This is a genomic window from Candidatus Nitrosacidococcus tergens (genome assembly GCF_902810445.1).
Classification (GTDB): Bacteria; Pseudomonadota; Gammaproteobacteria; order Nitrosococcales; family Nitrosococcaceae; genus Nitrosacidococcus; species Nitrosacidococcus tergens.
The window spans coordinates 781,901-806,457 of the sequence record NZ_LR778175.1; the positions used below are offsets into that span (position 1 = coordinate 781,901).

Annotated in this window: 24 protein-coding genes and 1 tRNA gene; 17 read left to right on the forward strand and 8 right to left on the reverse strand. The window is 37.2% G+C overall.

Going from position 1 to position 24,557, the window contains the following annotated elements; genetic code table 11:
- Positions 1-51: 51 nt before the first annotated feature.
- The 4 genes from NSCAC_RS03790 to fdxA all read right to left on the reverse strand — a co-directional run bounded on the left by NSCAC_RS03790 (position 52) and on the right by fdxA (position 4,505).
- Entirely contained in the window at positions 52-1,464 is a 1,413-nt protein-coding gene (locus NSCAC_RS03790) for a sigma-54-dependent transcriptional regulator (protein ID WP_197745082.1), read from the reverse strand.
- Positions 1,465-1,501: 37 nt separating this feature from the next.
- Positions 1,502-2,947, reverse strand: coding sequence for a sensor histidine kinase (locus NSCAC_RS03795; RefSeq protein WP_197745083.1), 1,446 nt, complete (start codon positions 2,945-2,947; stop codon positions 1,502-1,504).
- A gap of 61 nt (positions 2,948-3,008) precedes the next feature.
- Positions 3,009-3,812, reverse strand: a complete 804-nt coding sequence (locus NSCAC_RS03800; protein WP_197745084.1) for a DUF2490 domain-containing protein — start codon at positions 3,810-3,812, stop codon at positions 3,009-3,011.
- A gap of 354 nt (positions 3,813-4,166) precedes the next feature.
- On the reverse strand, positions 4,167-4,505 hold the full coding sequence (fdxA, locus tag NSCAC_RS03805; protein ID WP_197745085.1) for a ferredoxin FdxA: 339 nt from the start codon (positions 4,503-4,505) through the stop codon (positions 4,167-4,169).
- A gap of 137 nt (positions 4,506-4,642) precedes the next feature.
- Between fdxA and NSCAC_RS03810 the strand changes: the two genes are divergently transcribed.
- From NSCAC_RS03810 to NSCAC_RS03845, 8 genes are all read left to right on the forward strand, one after another.
- Entirely contained in the window at positions 4,643-4,942 is a 300-nt protein-coding gene (locus NSCAC_RS03810; protein ID WP_197745086.1) for a LapA family protein, read from the forward strand.
- An 18-nt stretch (positions 4,943-4,960) separates the two neighbouring features.
- The gene (gene arsC / locus NSCAC_RS03815; RefSeq protein WP_197745087.1) at positions 4,961-5,305 is read left to right on the forward strand and encodes an arsenate reductase (glutaredoxin); all 345 of its coding nucleotides are present in this window, start codon (positions 4,961-4,963) and stop codon (positions 5,303-5,305) included.
- A gap of 3 nt (positions 5,306-5,308) precedes the next feature.
- Positions 5,309-5,908 (forward strand): NAD(P)H:quinone oxidoreductase, encoded by a 600-nt coding sequence (gene wrbA / locus NSCAC_RS03820; protein ID WP_197745088.1) that lies wholly within the window; start codon positions 5,309-5,311, stop codon positions 5,906-5,908.
- A 32-nt stretch (positions 5,909-5,940) separates the two neighbouring features.
- On the forward strand, positions 5,941-6,741 hold the full coding sequence (locus NSCAC_RS03825) for a biotin--[acetyl-CoA-carboxylase] ligase (RefSeq protein WP_197745089.1): 801 nt from the start codon (positions 5,941-5,943) through the stop codon (positions 6,739-6,741).
- Positions 6,738-7,586: a type III pantothenate kinase gene (locus NSCAC_RS03830; protein WP_197745090.1), complete on the forward strand. Its 849-nt coding sequence runs from the start codon at positions 6,738-6,740 to the stop codon at positions 7,584-7,586. Before NSCAC_RS03825 ends, NSCAC_RS03830 begins: the two co-directional genes overlap by 4 nt.
- Positions 7,587-7,620: 34 nt before the next feature.
- Positions 7,621-7,695: transfer RNA gene (locus NSCAC_RS03835), tRNA-Thr, on the forward strand.
- 9 nt (positions 7,696-7,704) lie between these two features.
- Entirely contained in the window at positions 7,705-8,781 is a 1,077-nt protein-coding gene (locus NSCAC_RS03840; protein ID WP_408609565.1) for an AI-2E family transporter, read from the forward strand.
- A gap of 64 nt (positions 8,782-8,845) precedes the next feature.
- Positions 8,846-9,649, forward strand: a complete 804-nt coding sequence (locus tag NSCAC_RS03845; RefSeq protein WP_197745091.1) for a sulfurtransferase — start codon at positions 8,846-8,848, stop codon at positions 9,647-9,649.
- Positions 9,650-9,654: 5 nt separating this feature from the next.
- Here the strand turns inward: NSCAC_RS03845 and NSCAC_RS03850 are convergent, their stop codons facing one another.
- Positions 9,655-10,446, reverse strand: a complete 792-nt coding sequence (locus tag NSCAC_RS03850) for a hypothetical protein (protein ID WP_197745092.1) — start codon at positions 10,444-10,446, stop codon at positions 9,655-9,657.
- A gap of 61 nt (positions 10,447-10,507) precedes the next feature.
- On the opposite strand from NSCAC_RS03850, the gene NSCAC_RS03855 reads away from it, so the two are divergent.
- Positions 10,508-10,702 (forward strand): hypothetical protein, encoded by a 195-nt coding sequence (locus NSCAC_RS03855; protein ID WP_197745093.1) that lies wholly within the window; start codon positions 10,508-10,510, stop codon positions 10,700-10,702.
- 6 nt (positions 10,703-10,708) lie between these two features.
- On the opposite strand, the gene NSCAC_RS03860 is transcribed toward NSCAC_RS03855, so the two are convergent.
- The 3 genes from NSCAC_RS03860 to glcE all read right to left on the reverse strand — a co-directional run bounded on the left by NSCAC_RS03860 (position 10,709) and on the right by glcE (position 13,844).
- The gene (locus tag NSCAC_RS03860) at positions 10,709-11,473 is read right to left on the reverse strand and encodes a ferredoxin--NADP reductase (RefSeq protein WP_197745094.1); all 765 of its coding nucleotides are present in this window, start codon (positions 11,471-11,473) and stop codon (positions 10,709-10,711) included.
- A gap of 68 nt (positions 11,474-11,541) precedes the next feature.
- Positions 11,542-12,765 (reverse strand): glycolate oxidase subunit GlcF, encoded by a 1,224-nt coding sequence (gene glcF, locus NSCAC_RS03865; RefSeq protein ID WP_197745095.1) that lies wholly within the window; start codon positions 12,763-12,765, stop codon positions 11,542-11,544.
- 11 nt (positions 12,766-12,776) lie between these two features.
- Positions 12,777-13,844 carry a glycolate oxidase subunit GlcE gene (glcE, locus tag NSCAC_RS03870; protein WP_197745096.1) on the reverse strand — a complete coding sequence of 356 codons (1,068 nt, stop codon included), beginning with the start codon at positions 13,842-13,844 and terminating at the stop codon, positions 12,777-12,779.
- 126 nt (positions 13,845-13,970) lie between these two features.
- Between glcE and dnaE the strand changes: the two genes are divergently transcribed.
- From dnaE to ispD, 8 genes are read left to right on the forward strand one after another with little or no spacing between them, the layout of a single operon-like run.
- On the forward strand, positions 13,971-17,444 hold the full coding sequence (gene dnaE / locus NSCAC_RS03875; protein ID WP_197745097.1) for a DNA polymerase III subunit alpha: 3,474 nt from the start codon (positions 13,971-13,973) through the stop codon (positions 17,442-17,444).
- Positions 17,445-17,503: 59 nt separating this feature from the next.
- On the forward strand, positions 17,504-18,457 hold the full coding sequence (locus tag NSCAC_RS03880; protein WP_197745098.1) for an acetyl-CoA carboxylase carboxyltransferase subunit alpha: 954 nt from the start codon (positions 17,504-17,506) through the stop codon (positions 18,455-18,457).
- A 5-nt stretch (positions 18,458-18,462) separates the two neighbouring features.
- Entirely contained in the window at positions 18,463-19,788 is a 1,326-nt protein-coding gene (tilS, locus tag NSCAC_RS03885; RefSeq protein WP_197745099.1) for a tRNA lysidine(34) synthetase TilS, read from the forward strand.
- A 15-nt stretch (positions 19,789-19,803) separates the two neighbouring features.
- Complete coding sequence (locus tag NSCAC_RS03890) at positions 19,804-21,429, forward strand: CTP synthase (protein WP_197745100.1); 1,626 nt, start codon at positions 19,804-19,806, stop codon at positions 21,427-21,429.
- A gap of 2 nt (positions 21,430-21,431) precedes the next feature.
- A complete protein-coding gene (gene kdsA / locus NSCAC_RS03895; RefSeq protein WP_197745101.1) occupies positions 21,432-22,250 on the forward strand; it encodes a 3-deoxy-8-phosphooctulonate synthase in 819 nt (272 codons plus the stop codon).
- Between the two features lie 37 nt (positions 22,251-22,287).
- Complete coding sequence (eno, locus tag NSCAC_RS03900) at positions 22,288-23,562, forward strand: phosphopyruvate hydratase (protein WP_197745102.1); 1,275 nt, start codon at positions 22,288-22,290, stop codon at positions 23,560-23,562.
- A 25-nt stretch (positions 23,563-23,587) separates the two neighbouring features.
- The gene (ftsB, locus tag NSCAC_RS03905) at positions 23,588-23,863 is read left to right on the forward strand and encodes a cell division protein FtsB (protein ID WP_197745103.1); all 276 of its coding nucleotides are present in this window, start codon (positions 23,588-23,590) and stop codon (positions 23,861-23,863) included.
- Entirely contained in the window at positions 23,863-24,552 is a 690-nt protein-coding gene (gene ispD / locus NSCAC_RS03910; protein WP_197745297.1) for a 2-C-methyl-D-erythritol 4-phosphate cytidylyltransferase, read from the forward strand. The genes ftsB and ispD overlap by 1 nt, the downstream gene beginning before the upstream one ends.
- The last annotated feature ends 5 nt before the right edge of the window (positions 24,553-24,557 follow it).

Consider the following 24,557-nt stretch of genomic DNA (forward strand, 5'->3'; position numbering starts at 1 on the left):
TAATTTTTGAGTCAGGAATAAATAGAGGTCTGATAAATGGGTTAGCTACTACTAAACTAATTCATCAGCTGATCTAATATTATATTTTTGTATCCGATAACGCAAAGTTTCCCTTGTAGACTTAAGAGCACGAGCTGTAGCAGCAATATTGTAATTATTCCGTTTAAACGCAACTTCAATAATATGGCGATCCATATCCTCTAAAGCCATACTCCCATCTAAAGGAAGACAAATTTGATCTATATGATTAAGAGAGTAAGAGGGCTTATGGACAGGTTGAGATTCTTTGATAGGAAGCTGAAGATACTGATCTGAGAGTACTTCGCCTTCAGAAAATAAAACACAACGCTCAATTACATTGCGTAATTCCCGTATATTTCCTGGCCAGTCATGATTACGTAGCTGCGCCCATACTCTCTCTGGTATTGTTTTAATTTGTTTACTTGCTTCAGCACTAAACTCTGAAATAAATAAGGGGACTAAATCCTCAAGATCTTCTTTAGTTTCTCGTAAGGGAGGTAGGGTAAGTTGAAATACATTAAGACGATGATAAAGATCAGATCGAAAACCACCTTCCTTTGACATCTGCTCTAAGTTACGATTACTTGCAGCAAGAATCTGCACATCAATTGTAATTTCTTTATTACCACCCAATCGGCGTACTCTACGATCCTCAAGTGCTTTAAGGAGTTTAGCTTGAAGATCTAGGGGCATCTCTCCTATCTCATCTAAAAAAAGGGTACCTCCATTAGCTTGCTCTAAAAATCCAAAATGACGAGACTTCGCCCCGGTAAAGGATCCCATCTCATGACCAAAGAGTTCTGATTCTAATAAATCTCGTGGCAATGCAGCACAATTCAGTTCTATCATTGGTCCTTGTTGGGCACGGGTGCCACTATAATGAAGGATACGTGCAACTAAACCCTTACCTGTTCCTGTTTCTCCACCTAAGATCAGAGTGCTAAAATGGCTTTGAGTAAGCCTGGTGAGTAAATTTCTTACCCTTTGAGTCGCTGGACTACGTCCAACAAGTGCTTTAGGCGAGTATTTTTGGTGTTGCTGCTGGGTTTGGTATTGTAATCGTCTATGGGCAGAGGCACTACGAGAAGCACTAGAGACAACTAAATCCAAGTGATCCAGCTCGCAAGGTTTTTCTAAAAAATCATATGCACCTAGCCGCAAAGCACGTACTGAGTCTGGTACGCTACCATATCCAGTAAGTAATAACCACTCTGCATGAGCATGTTTACCTTTAATTTCCTCCATTAAATCCAAGGCATTGCCATCAGGTAAGCTCATATCAGAAAGGATAACTAGAGGATTAAACTCTGATTCAAGCAAAATGTTACGTGCTTGCTGTAAATCTTTAGCCCATTCTACTTCCCAGCTCCCATCTTGATAATGACGAGAGAGTTCTGCACCTAATAATAATTCATCTTCAATAATAAGTAATGCAGGCCGCATAGTAGCGTGTTATTAATAAAAAATTCAAAATAATATATTAAGCTAATTTTTTTATTAATGGAAAGATAAGGGTAACACAAGCTCCCTGTGGCTGCTTATTTGTTAACTGTACATACCCACCTGATTCTTTAGTAAATCGCTGTACCATAGCCAATCCTAATCCAGTGCCTTGTTGTCCGTTACCACTGGCAAAAGGACGTATACCATATTCTAGTACTTGTTTAGAAAATCCAGGTCCCTCATCACATACGGCAATGCATAGAGAATCTTTATCCTCCCAAGCATCAATCTTAATAATCCCAGAGATTTTGTCCATTGCATGGGCTGCATTTAATAGCAAATTTAGAATAGCTTGATGGAATCCATCTTCTGGGAACTGATGATGAAGATTTTTGGGAATATTACATTGTAATTCTAGCTTATCAGGTATTTGATAGCGAGTAAGGGCTAAAATTTCTTCGACCTCATGGGCTAGCTCTAAATTTGTTGATGGCTCTGGGGTATGTTTTGCTTGGTTGAGCAAATCATTCAAAAGTCGAGTTAATCTTTTTATTTCATTACTAATTAGCCCAAGTCGCTGGGCTTGATCTGGATTATTAATTTCTTTTTTAAGATTACTACAACTAATTTGAATTCCAGCAAGAGGATTTCGCAGTTCATGAGCAATACTAGCAGCTAACTCTCCTGTTGCAGCCAATCGTTCAGCACGGGCTAAACTGCGTTGTTGTTCCATTAAAGTACGAGTAGCATTCTGCACCGATTTTTCTAAAGAGAGGGTATGTTGGTGTTTTTCCTCCTCTAGCGTTTTTAATCTACCCACCATATCATTATAACTATTGTAAATAGGATGCAGTAGGGGATTTAAACCATATGTAGAGATTGGTTCGAGTTTTTCTTCAGTCAATGAAGAGAGTAGTTCTGCTAAATCTTGTAAAGGATTGAAAATTCTGCTTTGAAAGAACCATTTTACTGCAAGAAGCGAAGCAATAATAATCAGGGAGGCTAGCATTAATTCATTGCGAATTTTACTTATCACTTCTTGTAAAACTAATTCATCATGAGCAATTTCTGTATTTAATATCTGGTTGATTAAACTTAAGATAGGAAAAAGTATTTGAGGAGTAACCTGATTGTTTCTCTTAATAAAATCAGTTAGTATCAAATTAATCCATCGCAAATTCTTAGGGGTTTCCTCATCTGAGTGATGTCCTAAAGAGGTAATATATTTAATTTCATCGCTCAGTTTTTTTAGATCATCTCGGCGAATTTCCACTCTTTCCCCTGATAGGGTATCTAAAAGTACAGTTTCTAGCTCTAAACTAGTTTGTTGAATTTGTCGAGAGTAATTCATATTTGAGCGAAGAGTCTCCATATAATGAAGATTATTCCACATCATCCTGCCTAAAACAGTACCAATAAGAATAAGTACTCCAATTAAAATAAATCCCCTAATTTGTATAGTTCGATTAATTAATTGTTTCATTCAAAGCACTCTTTCTCTATTTATTGATTAGAGGCTACTAGACCTTAAATATTAAACTAGGCTAATTAAAATTATATTGAAATCCAAGTTGAACGTTATGGATCAAAAGATCTGGGCTGCTAGGTGCTGTATTATGAATATAATTTCCTAGATAACCTAGGGTAACACTTGCATTACTATTAACACGAAAGTTGAAACCTAGAGCTAAATGATTCTGGTTGAATCCCGCAAGATTTCGATCTCCATTGACTCCCCAACTATTTAAGTACTCCCAAAGCTCATCTGATAAATAAATAGATATATTTTTTGTACCGGGAATAGCATGGGAAATACCGAAGAGTTGACGAAAACGAATACCGATATCACCTAATGTATCGCCTGTGGCATCAAACCCAGAAACTGTGAACAATTCTTCTAAACGACTACGAGAAGTAAAGGTAAATCCTCCACCTATATTGGTAGTAAATAGAAAATCCTGATAGGGGCGACTTACTGAGTCATGAGTACCGTTTGGATTTAAATCCCAATACTGGCTATAACCAAACCAAAAGCTAGCGTTGGGTGTAATACTATAACCTAACGAACTCCAAAAAAGTTCTTGTCTTGGATTCATACTGGCTCCTGCATTAGGATCGCTAAGAAAAGAATCATCACGGTTACGAGTCATACCCATGATAGACCAGTGGAATTTATTGCTTGTTTCATCATCCAACCCTAGAGCTTTACCAAATAATCTAGCAGATCCACTAAAGGCAGCAAAACCCCAAGTACCAAATTCTTCTTGTGTACCTTCAGCAAAAGATGCATTATGAAATATCGTTAGAATAAATGTAATAAAAAAAATATAGCTTCTTGTAGTTTTCATCCCGTTTTCCTATGTGCAGCTAGCATGTGCTATTTAAGGCTTTATGCTATTTTCGTGCCAACTTATAGAAAATTAAATGAAAATATGCTTAGATCACCTATAGAAGCTAGAATGAAGCATATATGTAACCTTTTTATGTAAAAGGTGAGGTAATAGTCTTTCAAGATAATCCACCACTTTGAGGTGGGGGAAATCACAAGGTATGGTTTTTTTCAACCAAATACTTCGTTTAGAAAAACTTAAAGCTAAGAAAAAATTTTGGTAAGGTGTAATTTGAAAATAGGGGAAATGACCAGCTCTTAAGCTGGTCTAATTATTCAAACATTTTGAATATAAAGGTGCGTACTAATAGCTTTACTCTTCTAGGTATTTTAACTTATCTTCAACATTTTTATTTTTAACCCGATCCCACTGCTCGGCATCTTTTGGCGGCTCTTTTCGCTCAGTAATTACAGGCCAATCTTGAGCCAATTTCGCATTTATTTCTAAATATTTTTTCTGCTCATCAGGTAAATCATCCTCAGAGAAAATCGCTTCTGCAGGGCATTCAGATTCACAAAGAGTACAGTCAATACACTCATCTGGATCGATTGCTAAAAAATTAGGCCCTTCATGAAAACAATCCACTGGGCATACTTCCACACAGTCAGTATATTTACACTTAATACAGTTTTCTGTTACTACAAATGTCATGAGTTAGCTCCTCCTAAAAGTTTTTAATAATTCTTTTTTATGAAACTATAATAGGTATTATTTTAAAGAATTTTCTTTATTTAAAGTATTTGAAATGTATTAAATAGAACTAATCCTATAATAGGGGCATTATATCTATGCAAAGGTTTCTTTATTTTTTAATATTCATTATTGTTTTTGTACTTGGACTTATTTTTGCTGATCACCATGCGGAGCTGGTGACTATTAATTACTATTTTGGCACAATTTCTATCCCCTTATCCTTACTTTTATCCCTTATATTGCTAGTAGGAGTGATTCTCGGTATCTTAGCGAGCTTAAATACGGTGATAAAATATAAGTATGAAAATAGAAAATTACGTAAATCAGTAAAAACTATTCAGCGAGAAAATGCTGATCTACGTTCATTTCCAATACCTATTAAGTATGAGAAATAAAATTAGAAGGATAATATCATGGTGTTGATTTATCATAACCCTAGATGCAGTAAATCACGTCAGGCTTTACAATTAATTCATGACCAAGATATCGATCCTGAAATTGTTGAATATCTTACTGCACCACCTACCTTTGATCAGTTGGTTAAAATCCTTAATTTATTAGGAAAACCTCCTAGGGAGTTAATACGACAAGGAGAGCCAGAATATAAAATTCATGGTTTAGATAACCCAAACCTTTCAGATAAAGAATTAATTGAAGCTATGTGTGCTTACCCTATTTTAATTGAAAGACCTATTGTATTAGCAGGTGGTAGAGCTGTAATTGGCAGACCACCAGAGAGTATCCTTGAGATTTTATAAATTATGATAGAAATTCTTATTCTCTATTATAGCCGTCATGGTAGTGTAGCTGCGATGGCAGAACAAGTAGCAAGAGGAATAGAAGAAATAGAGGAAGTACAAGCACGGTTGCGTACCGTACCACCTGTCTCTACTGTTTGTGAAGCCACTGAAGATGCTATTCCTCAAAGTGGTTATCCTTATGCCTCACTAGAGGATTTAAAGGAATGTGCAGGACTAGCACTTGGAAGCCCAACTCGGTTTGGTAATATGGCAGCACCCCTAAAATACTTTCTTGATACTACAAGTAGTCTTTGGCTCTCTGGATCCTTAGTGGGGAAACCTGCAGCGGTGTTTACTTCAACGGCTAGCCTCCACGGAGGGCAAGAATCTACATTGCTTTCCATGATGACACCCTTATTCCATCATGGGATGGTTCTTGTGGGACTTCCCTATACAGAATCAGGATTAATTACTACTCGAGAAGGAGGTACTCCCTATGGTCCTAGTCATCTTTCTGGGGTAAATAACGATCTACCTCTAACTCATACGGAAGCTACTCTTTGTCGTGCTCTAGGAAAGCGGCTTGCAAAAATAGTTTACTCTTTAGCAAATACACAATAAAGATATTAATTTTTATCTATTGTCTTTATTAAATGTTGCCTATCTTAAATGCTAAGAATATAAAAAATGCCATAGGAAAAGATGGTTTACATTTACTATCAGAGCTATGGATTTATCCAGAGTTAGATTCAACAAATGACTATCTTTTAGCCCAAGCCAAGAAAGGAGCGTCCAGAGGATCGGTATGCCTAGCAGAGAAGCAATCTGCAGGAAAGGGGCAACATAACCGTACTTGGATATCACCTCCAACAGGAAATATCTATCTCTCTCTATTATGGTATTTTCATAATACTGCTAAATTATCCGGTTTAAGTCTTGCTATAGGAGTGGGTATACTAAGAGCCTTTGAAAAGGAAGGCATAACCTTTTTAAGACTTAAATGGCCTAATGATATTATTCTGTTAGATTTTCGTAAATTAGGTGGCATTTTAGTTGAACTCGTATCCCAAGGGGATGTGATCATCGCAGTGATAGGAGTTGGAATTAACATAAACATGTCTGCCTCTTACCAGAAAGAAATCAATCAGCCTTATGGAAGCTTATCAGAGATGATGGGTGATCAACCTATTTTTAGAGATTATTTAGCAGGTCGACTCATTTACCATCTACTACTTACTTTAGCTCGCTTTGAAAAAGAGGGATTATCTGCTTTTCTTGAAGATTGGCAGAAATGGGATTTGTACTATAATGAAAAAGTATATTTATACGCTAGTGGTAGAGTCATCTATGGTACTGCTTGTGGGATTGATGATTTAGGGAATTTATTATTTGAAGAAAAAAATCAACGATCGTGCTATTCTAGTGGCAAAATAAGTTTGAGATTAGCTCAATGATTCTATTAGTAGATATTGGTAACAGTCGAATTAAGTGGGCCCAATTACGTGGAAATAGACCTGCGGAGTTTGATTCAATAACCCGAGGAAAAACAGGTATTAAACGGGATATTTCCCGAGTTTGGAAAGATCTTAAGGATATAAATAGGGTAGTTGTCGCTAATGTAGGAGGAGATAGAATTGGGGATCAACTTACTGAGTGTACCCAAAATTACTGGCAAGTAACCCCAGAATTCTTAACTGCCCGTGCTAATAGCTACGGCATTCATAATGCCTATGAAACTCCTGAACATTTAGGTATCGATCGGTGGCTTGGATTAATTGCAGTACGTCAACGTTATCGTAACTTTCGGAAAAATGGAGCAATATGCATTGTTGACTGTGGTACCGCAATCACTGTTGATCTACTAGCAGCAGATGGAAACCACTTAGGAGGATTAATTATCCCCGGTATTACCAGTATGTCCCAAATTTTATCAGATCATACTAATGGTATTGGTATTATTAGTGAATCTGAGAAAAAAGGGGATACTCTGCTTGCCAATACTACAGATACTGCTGTTACTGGAGGGGCTTTATACGCTGCTGCCTCTTTTATTGATAGAGTAAGTAGTGATGCGGCATCAGAAATTAAAGGGGAATTTAAGCGAGTCATTACGGGGGGGGATGCGCTTAGAATACTTCCTCTATTGCTAGACAAATATGATCATTTGCCTAACTTAGTGCTATGGGGACTAGCCCAAGTGGCTAGAAATACAAGAACTAAAGTTACTCATGAGTCAGAAGATACTTCAGATCATTGTGAAGATAAAAGTGCTCATAGTACTGAAACTGTAGAAGCCTAACTCTAAGAGGTTGTATTTTTATAAAATAGTAGTTGCCGGGTTAGCACAGTGGTAGTGCAGCGGTTTTGTAAACCGAAGGTCGGGGGTTCAAATCCCTCACTCGGCACCATCAATTAGCTTGTTTAAGCTTATAGGGTTACATACAATGATGCGTCTGATGCGTAATTGGTTTCAGCGTCATTTTAGCGATCCTCAAGTGGTAGGTTTAGTTATTCTACTTATTATTGGGTTCGCTACGATTGTTTTTATGGGTAATATGCTTACTCCTGTATTCGCAGGCGTGGTTATTGCCTATTTGTTAGAAGGCAGTGTAAAGCATATGGAACGCTTTCGTATCCCCCGATGGATTGCCGTTTCATTAGTATTTTCTGTTTTTTTAGCTGTTTTATTCTCAGTAATTTTTGGATTGTTGCCTTTACTTTCCCAGCAGCTTACCCAACTTGTAAAACAGCTTCCTTCTATGATTATACGAGGCCAAAATCAACTACTTGGCTTATCTGACAGCTACCCTTATTTATTTTCTGAGGAACAAGTTAAGGACTTAATAAGAGTCATTAGATCTGAGATGGCTCAATTAGGACAAAAAATGCTTTCTTTTTCCCTAGCCTCAGTTGCAAGCTTAGCTGCGGTTGCTCTCTATCTCATTATTGTGCCTATCCTTGTTTTCTTTTTTTTAAAAGATAAAAATCTGATTATTCATTGGTTTACAAAATTTCTACCTCTTAAAAGGCAACTGGCTACCCAAGTTTGGCAAGATGTAGATATTCAAATCAGCAACTATATTCGAGGTAAATTCCTTGAGTTTTTAATTGTATGGGTAGTGGTATTTATTACCTTTTATTTAATGGAATTACAGTTCTCTGTTCTGCTTAGTTTTTTAGTAGGAATATCAGTGATTATTCCCTATGTTGGTGCCTTGATTGTTACCTTTCCTGTGGCGTTTGTGGCCTATGCTCAATGGGGATTTGGATCTGAATTTACTTATCTATTTACTATCTATGCCCTAATACATGCTTTAGATGGTAATGTACTTGTGCCTTTATTATTCTCTGAAGTAGTCAATTTACATCCCGTAGCGATTATTATTGCTATTTTAGTATTTGGTAGTTTTTGGGGGTTTTGGGGAGTATTTTTTGCTATCCCCTTAGCAACCTTGGTTCAAACATTACTTAAGCTTTGGCCTGCAGCAAGGTAAGATAGCTAAAAAAATAAGTAATGTTTTTCATTAATAGCTGTAAAATGAATGATGGAGTAGTTTTATGCTTGTACAACCTAAAGAACTAGCTCAGCGCTTAGGTGATCCTAATTTACTTATCGTAGATCTTTGCGGTAAGGAATCCTACCTCTCTGGGCATATACTTGGAGCAGTCCCTTTAGAGTATGATGAAATATCTATTGCTCGGTTACCTGCTCAAGGGCTGATGCCTGAAATATCCCAGTTAAATACAAGCTTATCAAAAATTGGCTACACTCCTGAAAAACAAGTAGTTGCTTATGATTCAGTGGGAAATAATCAAGCTGCTCGCCTTCTTTGGGTTTTATCTGAATTAGGGCATGGCGGAGCACTACTAATCGATGGAGGTTTAAAAGCTTGGCTTGCAGAAAATTTACCAACAGAAAGATCAGAATTTTCTGTTACGCCAAGTAATTTCCAAGGAAAGTATCAGGAGGGCAGAGCAGAAGTAGATAAAACCTATGTTTTAAATCACCTCAATAATCCTAATACAATCTTTTTAGATGTCCGTACCTTAGGTGAGTATCAAGGGACTGATGCTCGAGCAAACCGAGTAGGGCGTATTCCTGGCGCAGTTCATTTTGAATGGACTCAGGCACTTGATAAGGATCATCATTTACGCTTTAAACCTAAGGAAGAAATACGAGCTATGTTAGAAGCGTTAAAAGTAACACCAGATAAAGAAATTATTTGTTACTGCCAAAAATATTTACGAGCATCTCATACTTCTATGATGTTGAAATACATGCTGGGCTATCCTAAAGTCAAAGGATATGTAGGTTCTTGGTCTGAGTGGGGAAATGATCCAGAAACTCCTATTGAAATATAAACAATTTAATATCGGGAAACTACAGTAGCAAAAGGTGTATTACGGTCAGTATAGGCAATAACTACCTGATCAAATTGATGGGTAATACTTAACGCAAGCTCTGCAGTAATAATTCCGTCTTGTTCTTCCTGAGTAAAATAGCTTTTATTAATACTAATTAGGGGGATTATTTTTGTACTATTTCCCCCTTCTATATTTTCTAGTAATTCAACCATAGACTTTGCTAAATAGATAGGTTTTATTGGGTTACCTATCCCTATTTTAGAAATGAATCTCATCCCTTTCCCCTGGCGAATAGGTAATATTGTTTTTGCTAAAAGGGATTGCTCCATTTCTGCTATAGAAATAATTGGTATTATCATGATAGTTCCTATAGGCAGAGAAAATATTTTTTTATCTATTGGATTGCTTATATCAAAGTGATGAAAAGGGAGATCTGCTCTAACTACACTTAAATTAAATTGGGCTTGAGTATGAATGATTTCAATTAACCCAGACGGTATTCCAAGTAAAGTTCCCTTTTTTTCTGAAGATTGAGCATAAGCAATAATGCGATAGGTTTTAGTAGCAGTATTAATAAGCATAACTTGCTGTTTCTTATCAGCTATAATTTGATAAGCAGGCATATCTTTAGGGAAAGATGGAATGGGTGTAATAGAAGTAATTCCCATTCTCCCTGAATATAGGGTTGCTAGTCGGTGAATGAGCGTATCTTTCTCCGCTGTTCCAACTAGACAAATAATTCCTTTTTTAATATCTAGGGCCTCTAGTAGCGGAATCGATTTACGAATAATCATCGCTTTTTTTATGCTACCATTCTAGAATAGAACTTTAAAATTAAAAAAAAACTATATCTTTATGGAAGAATATAATATTTGGGAGATGGTTTTAGCAGGTGTTATTGCATTAGTTGTTATTTTATGGTTTAGTCCTGGAATTAAAAATGCATTTCACCATACAAATCAAATGGAAAACAAAGATTGGAAAGGATTTTTATTTCCTATTGGGCTAGTTGTCCTTTTTGTATTTTTCTTAATTTTAGTAAGAAACTAACCATAATTACCAATACTTTTCTATGGAGATTTCTCCTGGAATGCGTCGTTTATTGTCCTTTAACCCATAGTTTTTTAGAATCTCAGTGGTATCTTTGACCATATCTGGATTACCGCAAATCATTACTTGAGATGATTCTGGTTTGATTTCTAATCCAGTAAATTGAGACATACGCCCATCTTCAATTGCCGTAGTAATTCGTCCATGGACAGTATCTTTATGTTTTTCCCGGCTTACTAAAGGAACATAAATAAATTGATCAGAGTGCTTTTCCTGGATACTCTGAATTAAAGGTCTATAAGAGAGTTCTTTGAAACTACGAACTGAATGAGCTAATATAATTTTAGAAAACTTTTTCCATACCTCATCTGTCTTTAATACCGCTAAAAAAGGACCAATGGCTGTTCCTGTTGATAGCATCCATAAATTATGGGCAGTTTGGACTTGAGACATTGTTAAAAACCCTGCTCCTTTTCGAAAAACCCAGATAGGATCTCCTGGTTTTAATTCAGCTAAGCGGGGAGAGAGTAATCCTTCAGAAACGATGATAGAGTAAAATTCTAGATATTTTTCTTCTGGCATATTTACAAACGAATAAGATCGAGCAACAAACTCTCCATTAATGACTAGTCCTAAACGACCAAATTGTCCTGCTTCAAAAGGATTAATAGATGCCTCTACTTGTAGTGAATAAAGACTCTCTGTCCAGAAGTGATTAGAAATAACTTTCCCTTTAACCCATTTATCCGTATCTACGATTGATTCTGTCATAAAATAATAACTACCTTCACTTTTTTTAAAAAATTAGTACATGGTTAAAAAACTAAAATAATTAGTACTTACACGTTATTTGTAGGGTCTAACAAGCTAATCCAATGTCTTACAGGTACTGAAGCTCGGCTTTGAAGGTGTGTTAAACAACCAATATTAGCAGTGGCAATGAGTTTAGGATGCTCTTTTTCCAGTGCGTGTAACTTATTTTTCAAAAGCTTTTGAGAAAGCTCTTTTTGCAAAATAGAATAAGTGCCTGCAGAGCCACAACAAAGATGGGGATCAGTTACTTTTGTTAGGTTAAATCCTATCTTTTTCAATATTCTTTCTACTACACCTGCAAGTTTTTGCCCATGCTGTAACGTGCAGGGAGATTGAAAAGCAATATCCCGAGGGATGTGAGAGGAAATAGTAAGTTTAGTTATATCTTCTTGAGCAATAATTTCACTAATATCCTTGGTCATTTTTGCTACTTTAGCTGCTTTATCTGCATAAATAGGATCTGATTTAAGTAAAATGCCATATTCTTTAACCATAACCCCACAGCCACTTGCAGTGATAACTATTGCTTCAGCGCCTCTCTCTATATAGGGCCACCAAGCATCAATATTTTTTTTAATAAAATGTAATGCACCGTGAGGATCCGATAGATGTTGATTAATTGCCCCACAACAACCGCTGTTAGGTGCTGATACTAAACTAACTCCTAATTGATCTAATACCCAAGCGGTACTGGTATTAATATTAGGAGCAAGTGCAGACTGCACACATCCATCTAAAATTAGCATTTTTCGGGAATAATTAGTTTTAGGCCATGATTTATCTTTTTCTTGTATAGGTATCTGTTCTTTAAGTATTTTAGGGAGGAGAGGCGAAAAAATCTGGCTGATTTTAAGCATAATTTTAAACCGCTGAGAATAGGGTAAAATAAAACATAATCCTTTCCGTAGTATTCGATCTAAAAAGGATCGGGATACTCTACCTTCTACGACTTCCCGCCCAATATCTAATAATCTTCCATAATTTACTCCAGAAGGGCAAGTGGTTTCACAGGCACGGCAAGTAAGGCAGCGATCTAAGTGTTGTTGGGTTTTATAGCTAATTTTTTTACCTTCAAGGACATTTTTTATTAAATAAATTCTTCCTCTTGGACTATCTAGCTCATCACCAATAAGTTGATATGTAGGACAAGTGGCAGTGCAAAATCCACAATGCACACAAGTTGCTATGATTTTTTGTGCTTCTTTTCCCTGCTCAGTATCTTTAATAAAGTCTGCAAGCTTTGTCTGCATAAGATAATTATTTAAAACTCATCATACATACGTCTAGGATTTAGAATAAAGCGAGGATCAAATGCTTGCTTTAATCGGTAGTGTAAATTTATCAAAGCATTGGAGAGAGGGTGGAAGATTTTCCCATTTCTATCTCCTCCTCGAAAAATAGTAGCATGACCACCTATGCGCTCTACCCCAACTCGCATTAGTGCTGGATCTAAATCTGAATGAAACCACCGCTGTGATCCTGCCCAATCCACAAACCAAGTACCCGGCAAATCAATAGGTGGAGTAACAATAGGAACAGACCAACGCCATAAGGGTTGTTGTTTTTTTTTAAAGAAAGGATAAGTATGATCTCGTATTGCCGCCCAAAAGCCTTGAGAATTGTCTATCTGCTCACCACCTATTTTTTGTTGGGCAGCACGAATAGTTTCTTTAAATCCAGCCAAGCGAACGTATATGCTCTCTCCATCAAAAACAGATCCAGATATAGGTAGGTGCTCGGTTGTCCAACTATTAAATAAATGAAGAGCATCTTGAGGAGTTTGTTGTTGAGTCAGGGTGATTTCCATAGGTGGACGAGGCAGTACTTTTAAAGAAATTTCTAATAATACTCCAAGGGTGCCAAGACTTCCTACCATTAGTCTAGAAACATCATAGCCTGCCACGTTTTTAACCACTTGACCGCCAAATCGGAGTTTTTCTCCCTTGCCGTTTAGGATAGTAACGCCAAGAATGGAATCTCGAATTGCACCCCCATAAGGGCGGCGAGGACCAGAAAGGCCTGCTGCTACCATCCCACCTAAAGTAGATTCTTTACCAAAATGCGGTGGCTCAAAACCAAGCATCTGATTTTGTTTAGCAAGTAGTGATTCTATTTCAGAAAGGGAGGTTCCAGCTCGTGCAGAAATGACTAATTCTTCAGGCTCATAACTAATAATACCTCTATGTTTAGTAATATTCAGTGGTATACCTAAAGGCTGACGACCATAAAATTCTTTTGTATTTCCACCTACAATACATAGGGGGGTTTTTTTATTATATGCTTCATAAATAGTTTCCTGTAATTCCTTACTATAGTCAGTAGAATTCATTGCTATTAATTAGTGGTTTAATCTGCAAATCATAGTATGAGTATACTTAGATATGCTTTATAAGGTAATTTAAGTGACTTAAAATTCGCCTAATCCTCTGCTTAAAATATCTGTTAACTAAAAATAATGTCTTTTGTACACCTTCGACTTCATACTGAATACTCTATGGTAGATGGCTTGGTACGAATTAAACCATTAATTCAGGCTGCACTTAGAGCAAAAATGCCAGCACTTGCCATCACTGATCAAAACAATATATTTGGAATAGTCAAATTTTATCGATCAGCATGTACCGCAGGAATAAAACCTATTATCGGAGCTGATTTCTTATTAGCTAGCCAAGAGGAAAACAATCACTTTAGTCGCTTTACGCTATTATGCCAAAATCATGTAGGTTACCAAAACTTATCTTACTTACTCTCTCGTGCTTATCGTGAAAGGCAAGTACAAGGAACACCCTATATACAATGGGATTGGATAAAAGATCACAATGAAGGGTTAATTGTATTATCTGGGGGTTATGAAGGAAATATAGGTCAAGCGTTATTATCGAATAACACTAATAAAAGTAAGCAATTGCTTGCAAATTGGAGTAAGCAATTTCCCGATCGTTTTTATTTAGAGCTCCATCGCACTGGTAGAGAAAATGAAGAGCAGTATCTTCACGCAGCAGTGGATCTTGCTTTAGTTTCAGGTATTCCTGTAGTAGCTACTAATAATGTTCGATTTTTGCATCAGGATGATTTTGAAGCTCACGAAGCGAGGATCTGTATTCATGAAGGATGGACACTCAATGATCCTCGTCGCACATACCCCTGTAGTAATCAGCAATACTTTCGTACACCATTAGAGATGGAAGCGTTATTTTCTGATCTTCCAGAAGCATTGGAGAATACGATAGAAATTGCTAAGCGATGTAATCTTGAGATCACTTTAGGTGCGAACTATCTTCCAGATTTTCCTATTCCTGAAGAGGCGGAAACTACTGAATTGTTTCTCCAATCTGAGGCAAAAAATGGCTTAATAAAGCGGCTTAATCAGCTGTATCCCAAGCAAGAAGATCAGAGAGTCCATCAAGATCGCTACGAATCTAGACTTGCAAAGGAGCTGGCTGTGATTGAACAGATGGGCTTTGCAGGATACTTTTTAATCGTTGCTGATTTTATTCACTGGGCCAAGGAAAATAAAATTCCTGTGGGACCAGGTAGGGGATCAGGGGCAGGATCTTTAGTGGCTTATGCCCTAGGAATTACCGATTTGGATCCTTTAGCCTTTGATCTACTTTTTGAGCGATTTCTTAATCCAGAGCGGGTTTCCTTGCCTGATTTTGACGTTGATTTTTGTATGGAACGGCGAGATAAAGTTATTGATTATGTAAGTCAACGCTATGGTCAAGATCGAGTCTCTCAAATCATTACCTATGGCAGTATGGCAGCTAAAGCAGTGGTACGGGATGTTGGGAGAGTGCTTGGCCACCCCTACGGCTTTGTAGATCAAATTGCAAAACTGATTCCATTTGATCCAAGGATGACTTTGGAAAAAGCATTAAAAGAATCTGAAGGACTGGCAGCTCGTTATCAAACAGAAGAAGAAGTCCGTTTTCTTATTGATTTAGCTAAGAAACTAGAAGGCATTACTCGCAACGCAGGAAAGCATGCAGGAGGAATAGTCATTGCTCCAAAAAAGATCATTGAATACGTACCCGATTATTGTGAACAGGGAGCAAGTGGTGGGGTTACCCAGTTTGATAAAGATGATCTGGAAGCGATTGGCTTAGTAAAATTTGACTTTCTTGGACTACGTACCTTAACAATCCTTGATTGGGCGCTTACTGCTATTAATCGGCAACGAAGTGCCGAAAATCTACCTTTGCTAGATCTTGCTACCTTACCTAGGGATGATAAAAAAACTTATAGTTTACTTAAGAAATGTGCAACCACAGCTATTTTTCAGTTAGAGTCTAGGGGCATTAAGGATCTTATTAAAAGGTTACAGCCAGATTGTTTTGAAGATATTATTGCATTAGTCGCATTATTTCGCCCAGGACCGCTTCAATCCGGAATGGTTGATGATTATATTAACCGTAAGCATGGGCGAGCAAAAGTCAGTTACTTCCACCCAGATTTAGCACCAATTCTTAAACCTACCTATGGAGTCATTGTTTATCAAGAACAAGTGATGCAGATTGCCCAAGTCTTAGCAGGATATACGCTAGGTAATGCAGATTTACTGCGTCGAGCGATGGGTAAGAAAAAACCTGAAGAAATGGCAAAGCAGCGAGAAATTTTTATTACTGGAGCAAAATCACAGAATGTAGATGAACAAATTGCAACAGATATTTTTGATTTAATGGAAAAATTTGCTGAATATGGGTTTAATAAATCCCACTCAGCTGCCTATGCATTTATTGCATATCAAACCGCTTATTTAAAAGCCCATTATCCAGCACCCTATATGGCAGCAGTGCTTTCCTCTGATATGGATAATACAGAAAAAGTAGTTGGCTTCATAGAAGAGAGCAAGAATATGGGATTAAATATTCTTCCGCCTAATATTAATACTAGTTATTATTATTTTGAAGCACAAAATCAAACAGAGATTCGCTACGGTTTAGGAGCGATTAAAGGGGTAGGCAAAGCTGCTTTAGAAGGAATTATAAAAGATAGAGAGCAGCATGGGGTTTATAGGGATTTATTTGATTTTTGCTCTCGGATTGATCTCAGAAAAACAAACCGACGGGTATTAGAGGTATTAATTCAAGCAGGTGCTTTAGATATTTTTGGAAAAAATAGAGCTACTTTAGAAGCATCTTTAACCCATGCTTTATCGTTAGCAGAACAAGTATCTTATAATAAAGCTGTCGGGCAAAATGATCTATTTGGACTAAATATAATTTCTGATAAAAAAGAAGCTAACAGCTACCTAGAGATAGCACCATGGGATCAAGAAAAACAACTTATTTTAGAGAAAAATGCTTTAGGATATTACTTAAGTGGAAATCCTATAGATAGTCACCTTTCTGAATTAAAAGAAATAACTACAGCTACACTTAGAAATATTATTGGACAATCCTATTTAAAGCGAGGTCGGCAACAAGTTGTGATCGGTGGATTGATAGAATCAATCCGTATTAGCAAAGCAAGTCAAAAAGGGCGAAATGGATTTATCACCTTAAATGATCAAAGTGCTAGACTAGAAGTAAAGGTATTTGCTGAAGTATATAACTCTAATCAAAAATTGATACAACCTGATCAAATTGTGGTGATTGAAGGAAAATCTGGATGGGATTCTTATACAGATCAAATTTCGGTTACTGCAGAGCACATTTATACGTTAGATCAGGCTCGTGAAGTATTTGCAAAGTGGTTAGAAATCAATATAGATGGTACTAAACTGAAAAGAGAATCTATTATAGAGTTAGCACAGATACTGACTCCTTTTCAGCAGCAAGAAGGATGTCAAATCCGTATTTCTTATCATGATAACCAGATTATTGTACCGATTATTCTCGGCAAGCAATGGTATATTCGTCCAACAGAGAATCTATTATCTAATCTCAATTTACTTTCAGAAATTCAATATACTAAAGTGCATTATTAATTACAATTTACAAAAAAGATATAATCTCCATTTACTCCATAAATAGCTATTAGAATATTATGAAAATAAGCTTTTTAGATTTTGAGCAGCCTATTGCAGAGCTTGAAGCTAAAATCGAAGAGTTAAGTTTTATTGATGATGATAAAGTAAATATCTCTGAGGAAATTAGTAAGCTAAAACATAAAAATATAGAGCTTACCCAATCCATATTCAGTAATCTGACTGATTGGCAAATTGTCCAGCTTGCAAGACATCCCCAACGTCCTTATACCTTAGATTATATTCATCATGTTTTTACCGATTTTGAAGAGCTTCATGGGGACCGTACTTTTTCTGATGATAAAGCTATTGTAGGTGGGGTTGCTCGATTAGAAGGAGAACCTGTCGTAGTAATAGGTCATCAAAAGGGACGAGATACCAAGGATAAAATTGCTCGCAATTTTGCTATGCCAAGACCTGAGGGGTACCGAAAAGCATTGCGTTTAATGCAATTAGCGGATCAATTTAAATTACCTATCCTTACTTTTATAGATACTCCAGGTGCATATCCTGGTATTGATGCAGAAGAGCGGGGACAAAGCGAAGCCATTGCTCGTAATCTATATGTCATGGCAGGGTTAAAAACGCCAATTATTGCTACGATTATCGGAGAAGGTGGCTCAGGGGGTGCCCTTGCTATTGGAGTAGGAGATCGTATATGTATGCTTGAATATAGTATTTATTCTGTTATTTCTCCAGAGGGATGTGCTTCTATTCTTTGGAAAAGTACAGAAAAAGCTCCAGATGCAGCAGAGACTTTAGGAGTAACTTCAAAGCGGCTTAAAGACTTGAACTTAATTGATTGTATTATTCCAGAACCTTTAGGTGGGGCTCATAGGGATATAAAAACAATGGTAGCCCACTTAAAAACCACACTCAGTGAACAATTAGCCGAATTAAAAACATTATCCATTGATCAATTACTTACTCAAAGGCAGGATCGGTTAAGGAATTACGGTCAGTTTCAAGGATAAGTATTGTGAGATTTTCCTCGCATCTGCTGTTTAAAATCTTACAAGAAACTATAGCCTCTAATATTTATAGGGTTGCCTATAGCGGCGGGCTTGACTCTCATGTATTGCTTTACGCTTTAGCACAACTACAAAAGAAATTTTCTTATATTACGGTAACTGCTTTATATATTGATCATAGATTACATCCTCGCTCTAGGGTATGGGGAGAGCATTGCCATCAAGTTTGTAATGATCTTGGAGTACCTTGCAAAATAATAAAAATTAATGTGCAACCTGCTAAAGGACAAAGTCTTGAAGCAGTAGCTCGGGAAGCACGTTATCAAGCATTTAAAGAGGAAATACAAGAAGGTGAATGTTTGCTTACTGCACAACACCAAGACGATCAAGTAGAAACGGTATTATTACAATTATTTCGAGGTACTGGAACTGCAGGTTTAGCTGCAATGGTATTCAGCCAATCATTTGGTAAGGGCTATTTAATTCGCCCACTTTTAAACTTTACGCAACAGGATCTAAAAGATTATGCTTACCAAAAAAATTTAAGTTGGATTGAAGATCCTAGCAACAAAAACACTGATTTCGATCGCAACTATTTACGCCATCAAATTATCCCAACTTTAAAGGCACGCTGGCCTGGATTAGGTCAAACCTTATCTCGGGTAGCGTTAAATCAAAGGGATGCTAGCACTATTTTAGAGGATCATGCCAGCAAGCATTTACAGAAAATTAAAGATAATCAATGTGGTCTTTCAGTTCGTAAATTAAAAGCCTTATCTCCACCCATCTGTCGTAATGTATTACGATATTGGTTAAAGCAACTAAATTTACCCCTACCAGATTATACTCATTTGCAACGCATTTTAAATGAAATTCTACCTGCCACAGAAGATACTCAACCTTTGATAGCATGGACTGGAGTAGAAGTGAGACGTTATCGGGATAGGATCTATGCCCAACCTCCTATGCCTTATCATAATTCAGAAATAACGCTTTCTTGGGATGGAATAAGCCCACTTATACTACCTTCAAGTGTTGGTGGAAAATTATCTCCGGAATTTACCTATGGGGAAGGATTAGGAATCGAATTTCTACAGGAAAATAAAATAACAGTTGCTTTTCGCCAAGGAGGAGAGAAGATATATTTAAAAAACCACCATCATAGTATTAAAAAACTCTTTCAACAGCAGGGTATTCCTCCTTGGCAAAGAGCAAGAATACCTATGGTATTTTTCAATGAAAAACTCGTTTTTGTTGCTGGTATAGGAATAGATCAAACCTTTCTTCCTAAGCCTCAGGAGAGGGGAGTAGTTATTCGTTGGCTTTCCCACTAATTTTATTTGTAATCTATGACTAAATTTATTTTTATTACCGGTGGCGTTGTCTCTTCCTTAGGTAAGGGAATTGCCTCAGCTTCCTTAGGTGCATTACTTGAGGCGAGAAGGTTTAAGGTCACACTCATTAAACTTGATCCCTACATTAATGTAGATCCTGGTACGATGAGTCCTTACCAGCATGGAGAGGTATTTGTTACTGAAGATGGTACAGAAACTGACCTTGATTTAGGACATTATGAGCGCTTTGTTCGTACTAAAATGACTCGATATAATAATTATACCACCGGGCAAATTTATGAACGAGTGATTGCTAAAGAGCGCAAAGGTGATTATTTAGGCAGCACAGTTCAAGTAATCCCCCACATTACGGATGAAATTAAACGTTGTATTCATAAAGGTGCAGCAGATTCAGAAATTGCATTAGTGGAAATTGGTGGTACCGTAGGAGATATAGAATCGCTACCATTTTTAGAAGCAATTCGCCAAATGCGTATTGAATTAGGGTATCACAATACCCTTTATATTCACTTAACTTTAATTCCCTTTATTGCTTCTGCAGGAGAACTAAAAACAAAACCTACGCAGCATTCAGTTAAAGAGCTTAGATCCATAGGCATCCAGCCAGATATTTTAGTGTGCCGATCAGAGCATTTGCTCCCATCTCAGGAGCGACGTAAAATTGCTTTATTTACTAATGTACCTGATAAGGCAGTCATTTCGGCTGCAACCGTAGATAGCATTTATAAAGTACCTATAGAGTTATGTGAGCAAGGATTAGATAGTATTGTTGTTGATCATCTTCACTTAAGCTCAAATCCTCCAATACTTACTGAGTGGCAGCAGGTACTTTATAATTTGGATCATCCAGATAAAGAAGTCACTATTGGTTTAATAGGCAAATACGTGGATCATAAAGAGGCCTATAAATCTCTTTCTGAGGCACTGATCCATGCTGGGATTCACACACAGACTCGTGTCCATATTACTTATTTTGATTCAGAGGATATTGAAGCTCAAGGTACTTGTCTCTCTAAATTAGATGCTATTCTAGTTCCTGGTGGGTTTGGTAAACGGGGGATTGAAGGTAAAATTGCAACTGCAAAATATGCTAGAGATCATAATATTCCCTATCTCGGCATTTGTTTAGGAATGCAAGTTGCCATTATTGAGTTTGCTCGTAACAAGGCAGGATTACCACAAGCGCATAGTACAGAGTTTGATCAGCATACTTCAAATCCAGTGATTGCATTAGTAACCGAATGGCAGAGAGATGATGGTACTTTAGAGCAGAGAAACACGAATACCGATCTTGGGGGCACCATGCGTTTAGGTGCCTATCAATGTAAATTATTACCTAATACAAAAACCGCTACTTTGTACGGCAAAGAAGTAATTACAGAGCGACACCGTCATCGCTATGAGTTTAATAATAGTTATCGTGAGGTACTTGAGTCTTCAGGATTGATTATTTCTGGGGTTTCTTCTCAAGGAGATTTAGTAGAAATCATTGAGATTCCCAATCATCCTTGGTTTATCGCCTGTCAATTTCATCCTGAATTTATCTCCACTCCTAGGGATAGTCATCCTCTTTTTATGAGTTTTATTACAGCAGCTTTCAAAAATAGGAAAACTACTTAACTATGGATCTTTGTGGGTTTAAAGTAGGATTAGATTATCCACTACTTCTTATTGCGGGTCCTTGTGTGGTTGAAAGTGAAGAACTTGCGTTGGAAACCGCAGGAAATCTTAAAGAAATAACTACTCGACTGGGCATTTCTTTTATTTATAAATCCTCTTTTGATAAAGCAAATCGGACTGGAGTCAATAGTTTTAGAGGATTAGGTTTTGAGCAAGGTTTAGCCATTTTAGAGAAGATAAAAAAAAATTTACAAATACCAGTACTCACTGATGTCCACGAAGATACTCCACTATTGGAAGTAGCTTCAGTAGTCGATGTATTACAAACGCCAGCTTTTCTTTGTAGGCAAACAAACTTCATTCAAAATGTAGCTCGACAAGGATTACCGGTTAATATCAAAAAAGGTCAATTTTTAGCTCCTTGGGATATGGAATATGTAGTAGAAAAAGCAAAATCAGTAGGTAATCAGCAAATTATGGTATGTGAACGGGGAGTTTCTTTTGGCTATAATACTTTAATTTCTGATATGCGCAGCTTAGTAATTATGCGTAACACTGGATGCCCAGTAATATTTGATGCTACCCATTCAGTACAGCAGCCAGGAGGATTAGGGGGAAGCTCTGGCGGACAAAGTGAGTTTGTGCCTCCACTAGCTCGAGCAGCCGCTGCGGTCGGGATTGCAGGTATTTTTATGGAAACTCACCCAAACCCCAGTAAGGCGCTAAGTGATGGTCCTAATTCTGTGCCTCTAAAAGAGATGGAAGTGTTATTAACAACTTTACAGGCTATTGATAGAACAATAAAAAACACTAATCAATAGTATTTATATATTTTTTATATTAGGGAGATAGGCTTAAATGAGTAAAATCACCAAGGTTCTTGGCAGAGAGGTTCTCGATTCCCGAGGTAATCCTACAGTAGAAGCTGAAGTATTTCTTGAAACAGGGGCGGTAGGTCAAGCAATAGTACCTTCTGGTGCATCTACTGGTTCTCGAGAAGCCATAGAATTGCGGGATCAGGACCCTAAGCGCTATGGTGGTAAAGGAGTACAAAAGGCAGTTGCTCATATCAATGGAGAAATTGCTCAAAAGATTGTAGGGCAAGAAGCTAGCCAACAAGAGACGATTGATCAAGTGATGATCGAATTAGATGGCACACCTAATAAAGCTCGGTTAGGTGCTAATACGATTTTAGCAGTCTCACTAGCTACTGTTCGAGCATCTGCTCAAGAAGCAAAAAAGCCTTTATATGATTATCTAAATAAAACTGGTGCTTTTCAAATGCCAGTGCCTATGATGAATATCCTCAATGGGGGGGTACATGCAGATAACAATGTAGATATACAGGAGTTTATGATTGTACCCTTTGGGGCAAAAAACATTACCGAAGCAGTCCGTTATGGAGCTGAAGTGTTTCACTGTCTAAAAAGTATACTCCATAGCCGAGGATTAAATACCAATGCTGGGGATGAAGGAGGATTTGCTCCTGATTTACCTTCTAACGAATCGGCCATTGAAGCAATATTAGAAGCTATTATTAAAGCAGGGTATACACCTGGTCAAGATTTAGGGCTAGCGATGGATTTAGCCAGTACCGAATTTTATAAACAAGGTCATTATATCTTTGATGGTAAAGAACATACCAGTGAGGAGTTAACCCATGTACTTGAAACTTGGGTAGGACGTTATCCTATTGTTTCTATTGAAGATGGGATGGCTGAGAATGATTGGGAAGGCTGGGCTTTACTTACTCAAGCATTAGGTCAGAAGATCCAGTTGGTGGGAGATGATTTATTTGTTACCAATACCAAAATCTTAAAAGAAGGGATTGATAAAAATATTGCTAACTCCATTTTAATTAAAGTCAATCAAATTGGCACTTTGACTGAAACTCTAGCCGCTATTCATATGGCAAAAGATGCCAAGTATACTACAGTGATTTCTCATCGTTCTGGAGAAACGGAAGATACTTTTATCGCAGACTTAGCTGTGGCTACCTGTAGCGGTCAAATTAAAACTGGCTCTTTATCTCGCACTGATCGGGTAGCTAAATATAATCAACTTATTCGTATTGAAGAAGCTTTAGGAAACAGAGCTACTTTCCTTAGGCATAAAATATTTACCAGATCATAGCTCATATGAATTCTTCTATTATCTTGTGCGATTTATTGTATTACTTATTTTATTAGGATTATTAATATCACTTCAATATAGTATATGGATAAAGCCTAATGGTCTTAAAGAATTGCAGCGTCTAAATCGAATTATTGCACAACAACAGGAAGAAAACCAAGGGCTTTTGGAACGTAATCAATTTCTAAATGCTGAAGTGCAAGATTTAAAAAATGGGCTAGAAGCTATAGAAGAACGGGCAAGAAGTGAGCTAGGGATGATTAAAAAAAATGAAACGTTTTTTCAAGTTATTGAAAAATGATCTCTCCTAATTATTGGGTGGTTATTCCTGCTGCAGGAATAGGAAAGCGAATGGGTAACCAAATTCCTAAGCAATACCTCCCTCTTTTAGGAAAAACTGTAATTGAGCATACCATCAATGTATTTTTGGATTACCCGGCTATTCAAGGAATTATAGTGGCTACTTCTGATGAAGATTCTTGGTGGTCACAGTATTTCCCTGAGCAGCACCCAAAAATTACAAGGGTTGCAGGAGGCAAAGAACGCTGTCACTCCGTACTTAATAGTTTGGTGTATTTGCAGACATTAGCAAATCCAGAAGATTGGGTTTTAGTTCATGATGCAGCCCGACCTTGCTTGCAACAAATGGATTTAAATTTATTGATTGAAACTCTAGATAGCCATTCCGTAGGTGGATTACTCGCATTACCAGTAAGTGATACCTTAAAACGAGGTAGCAATCAAAGAGAAGTAGTAACTACTGTGAGTCGGGAAAATTTATGGCGAGCACTCACCCCCCAAATGTTTCGATGCAAAAAGCTCTATGATGCACTAGTCAGTGCAATTAATCATGGTAACTACGTTACTGATGAAGCTAGTGCTATGGAGCAGGCGGGGTATACTCCTTATTTAGTAGAAGGGCATGGAAGTAATATTAAAATTACTCATCCTCAAGATCTTATCCAAGCAGAATTTTTTTTAAATAGATAGGAGTA

Coding starts and splice junctions, on each gene's coding strand:
- NSCAC_RS03790 (WP_197745082.1), bottom strand. CDS start 1,464: ATGCGGCCTGCATTACTTATTATTGAAGATGAATTATTATTAGGTGCA.
- NSCAC_RS03795 (WP_197745083.1), bottom strand. CDS start 2,947: ATGAAACAATTAATTAATCGAACTATACAAATTAGGGGATTTATTTTA.
- NSCAC_RS03800 (WP_197745084.1), bottom strand. CDS start 3,812: ATGAAAACTACAAGAAGCTATATTTTTTTTATTACATTTATTCTAACG.
- fdxA (WP_197745085.1), bottom strand. CDS start 4,505: ATGACATTTGTAGTAACAGAAAACTGTATTAAGTGTAAATATACTGAC.
- NSCAC_RS03810 (WP_197745086.1), top strand. CDS start 4,643: ATGCAAAGGTTTCTTTATTTTTTAATATTCATTATTGTTTTTGTACTT.
- arsC (WP_197745087.1), top strand. CDS start 4,961: ATGGTGTTGATTTATCATAACCCTAGATGCAGTAAATCACGTCAGGCT.
- wrbA (WP_197745088.1), top strand. CDS start 5,309: ATGATAGAAATTCTTATTCTCTATTATAGCCGTCATGGTAGTGTAGCT.
- NSCAC_RS03825 (WP_197745089.1), top strand. CDS start 5,941: ATGTTGCCTATCTTAAATGCTAAGAATATAAAAAATGCCATAGGAAAA.
- NSCAC_RS03830 (WP_197745090.1), top strand. CDS start 6,738: ATGATTCTATTAGTAGATATTGGTAACAGTCGAATTAAGTGGGCCCAA.
- NSCAC_RS03845 (WP_197745091.1), top strand. CDS start 8,846: ATGCTTGTACAACCTAAAGAACTAGCTCAGCGCTTAGGTGATCCTAAT.
- NSCAC_RS03850 (WP_197745092.1), bottom strand. CDS start 10,446: ATGATTATTCGTAAATCGATTCCGCTACTAGAGGCCCTAGATATTAAA.
- NSCAC_RS03855 (WP_197745093.1), top strand. CDS start 10,508: ATGGAAGAATATAATATTTGGGAGATGGTTTTAGCAGGTGTTATTGCA.
- NSCAC_RS03860 (WP_197745094.1), bottom strand. CDS start 11,473: ATGACAGAATCAATCGTAGATACGGATAAATGGGTTAAAGGGAAAGTT.
- glcF (WP_197745095.1), bottom strand. CDS start 12,765: ATGCAGACAAAGCTTGCAGACTTTATTAAAGATACTGAGCAGGGAAAA.
- glcE (WP_197745096.1), bottom strand. CDS start 13,844: ATGAATTCTACTGACTATAGTAAGGAATTACAGGAAACTATTTATGAA.
- dnaE (WP_197745097.1), top strand. CDS start 13,971: ATGTCTTTTGTACACCTTCGACTTCATACTGAATACTCTATGGTAGAT.
- NSCAC_RS03880 (WP_197745098.1), top strand. CDS start 17,504: ATGAAAATAAGCTTTTTAGATTTTGAGCAGCCTATTGCAGAGCTTGAA.
- NSCAC_RS03890 (WP_197745100.1), top strand. CDS start 19,804: ATGACTAAATTTATTTTTATTACCGGTGGCGTTGTCTCTTCCTTAGGT.
- kdsA (WP_197745101.1), top strand. CDS start 21,432: ATGGATCTTTGTGGGTTTAAAGTAGGATTAGATTATCCACTACTTCTT.
- eno (WP_197745102.1), top strand. CDS start 22,288: ATGAGTAAAATCACCAAGGTTCTTGGCAGAGAGGTTCTCGATTCCCGA.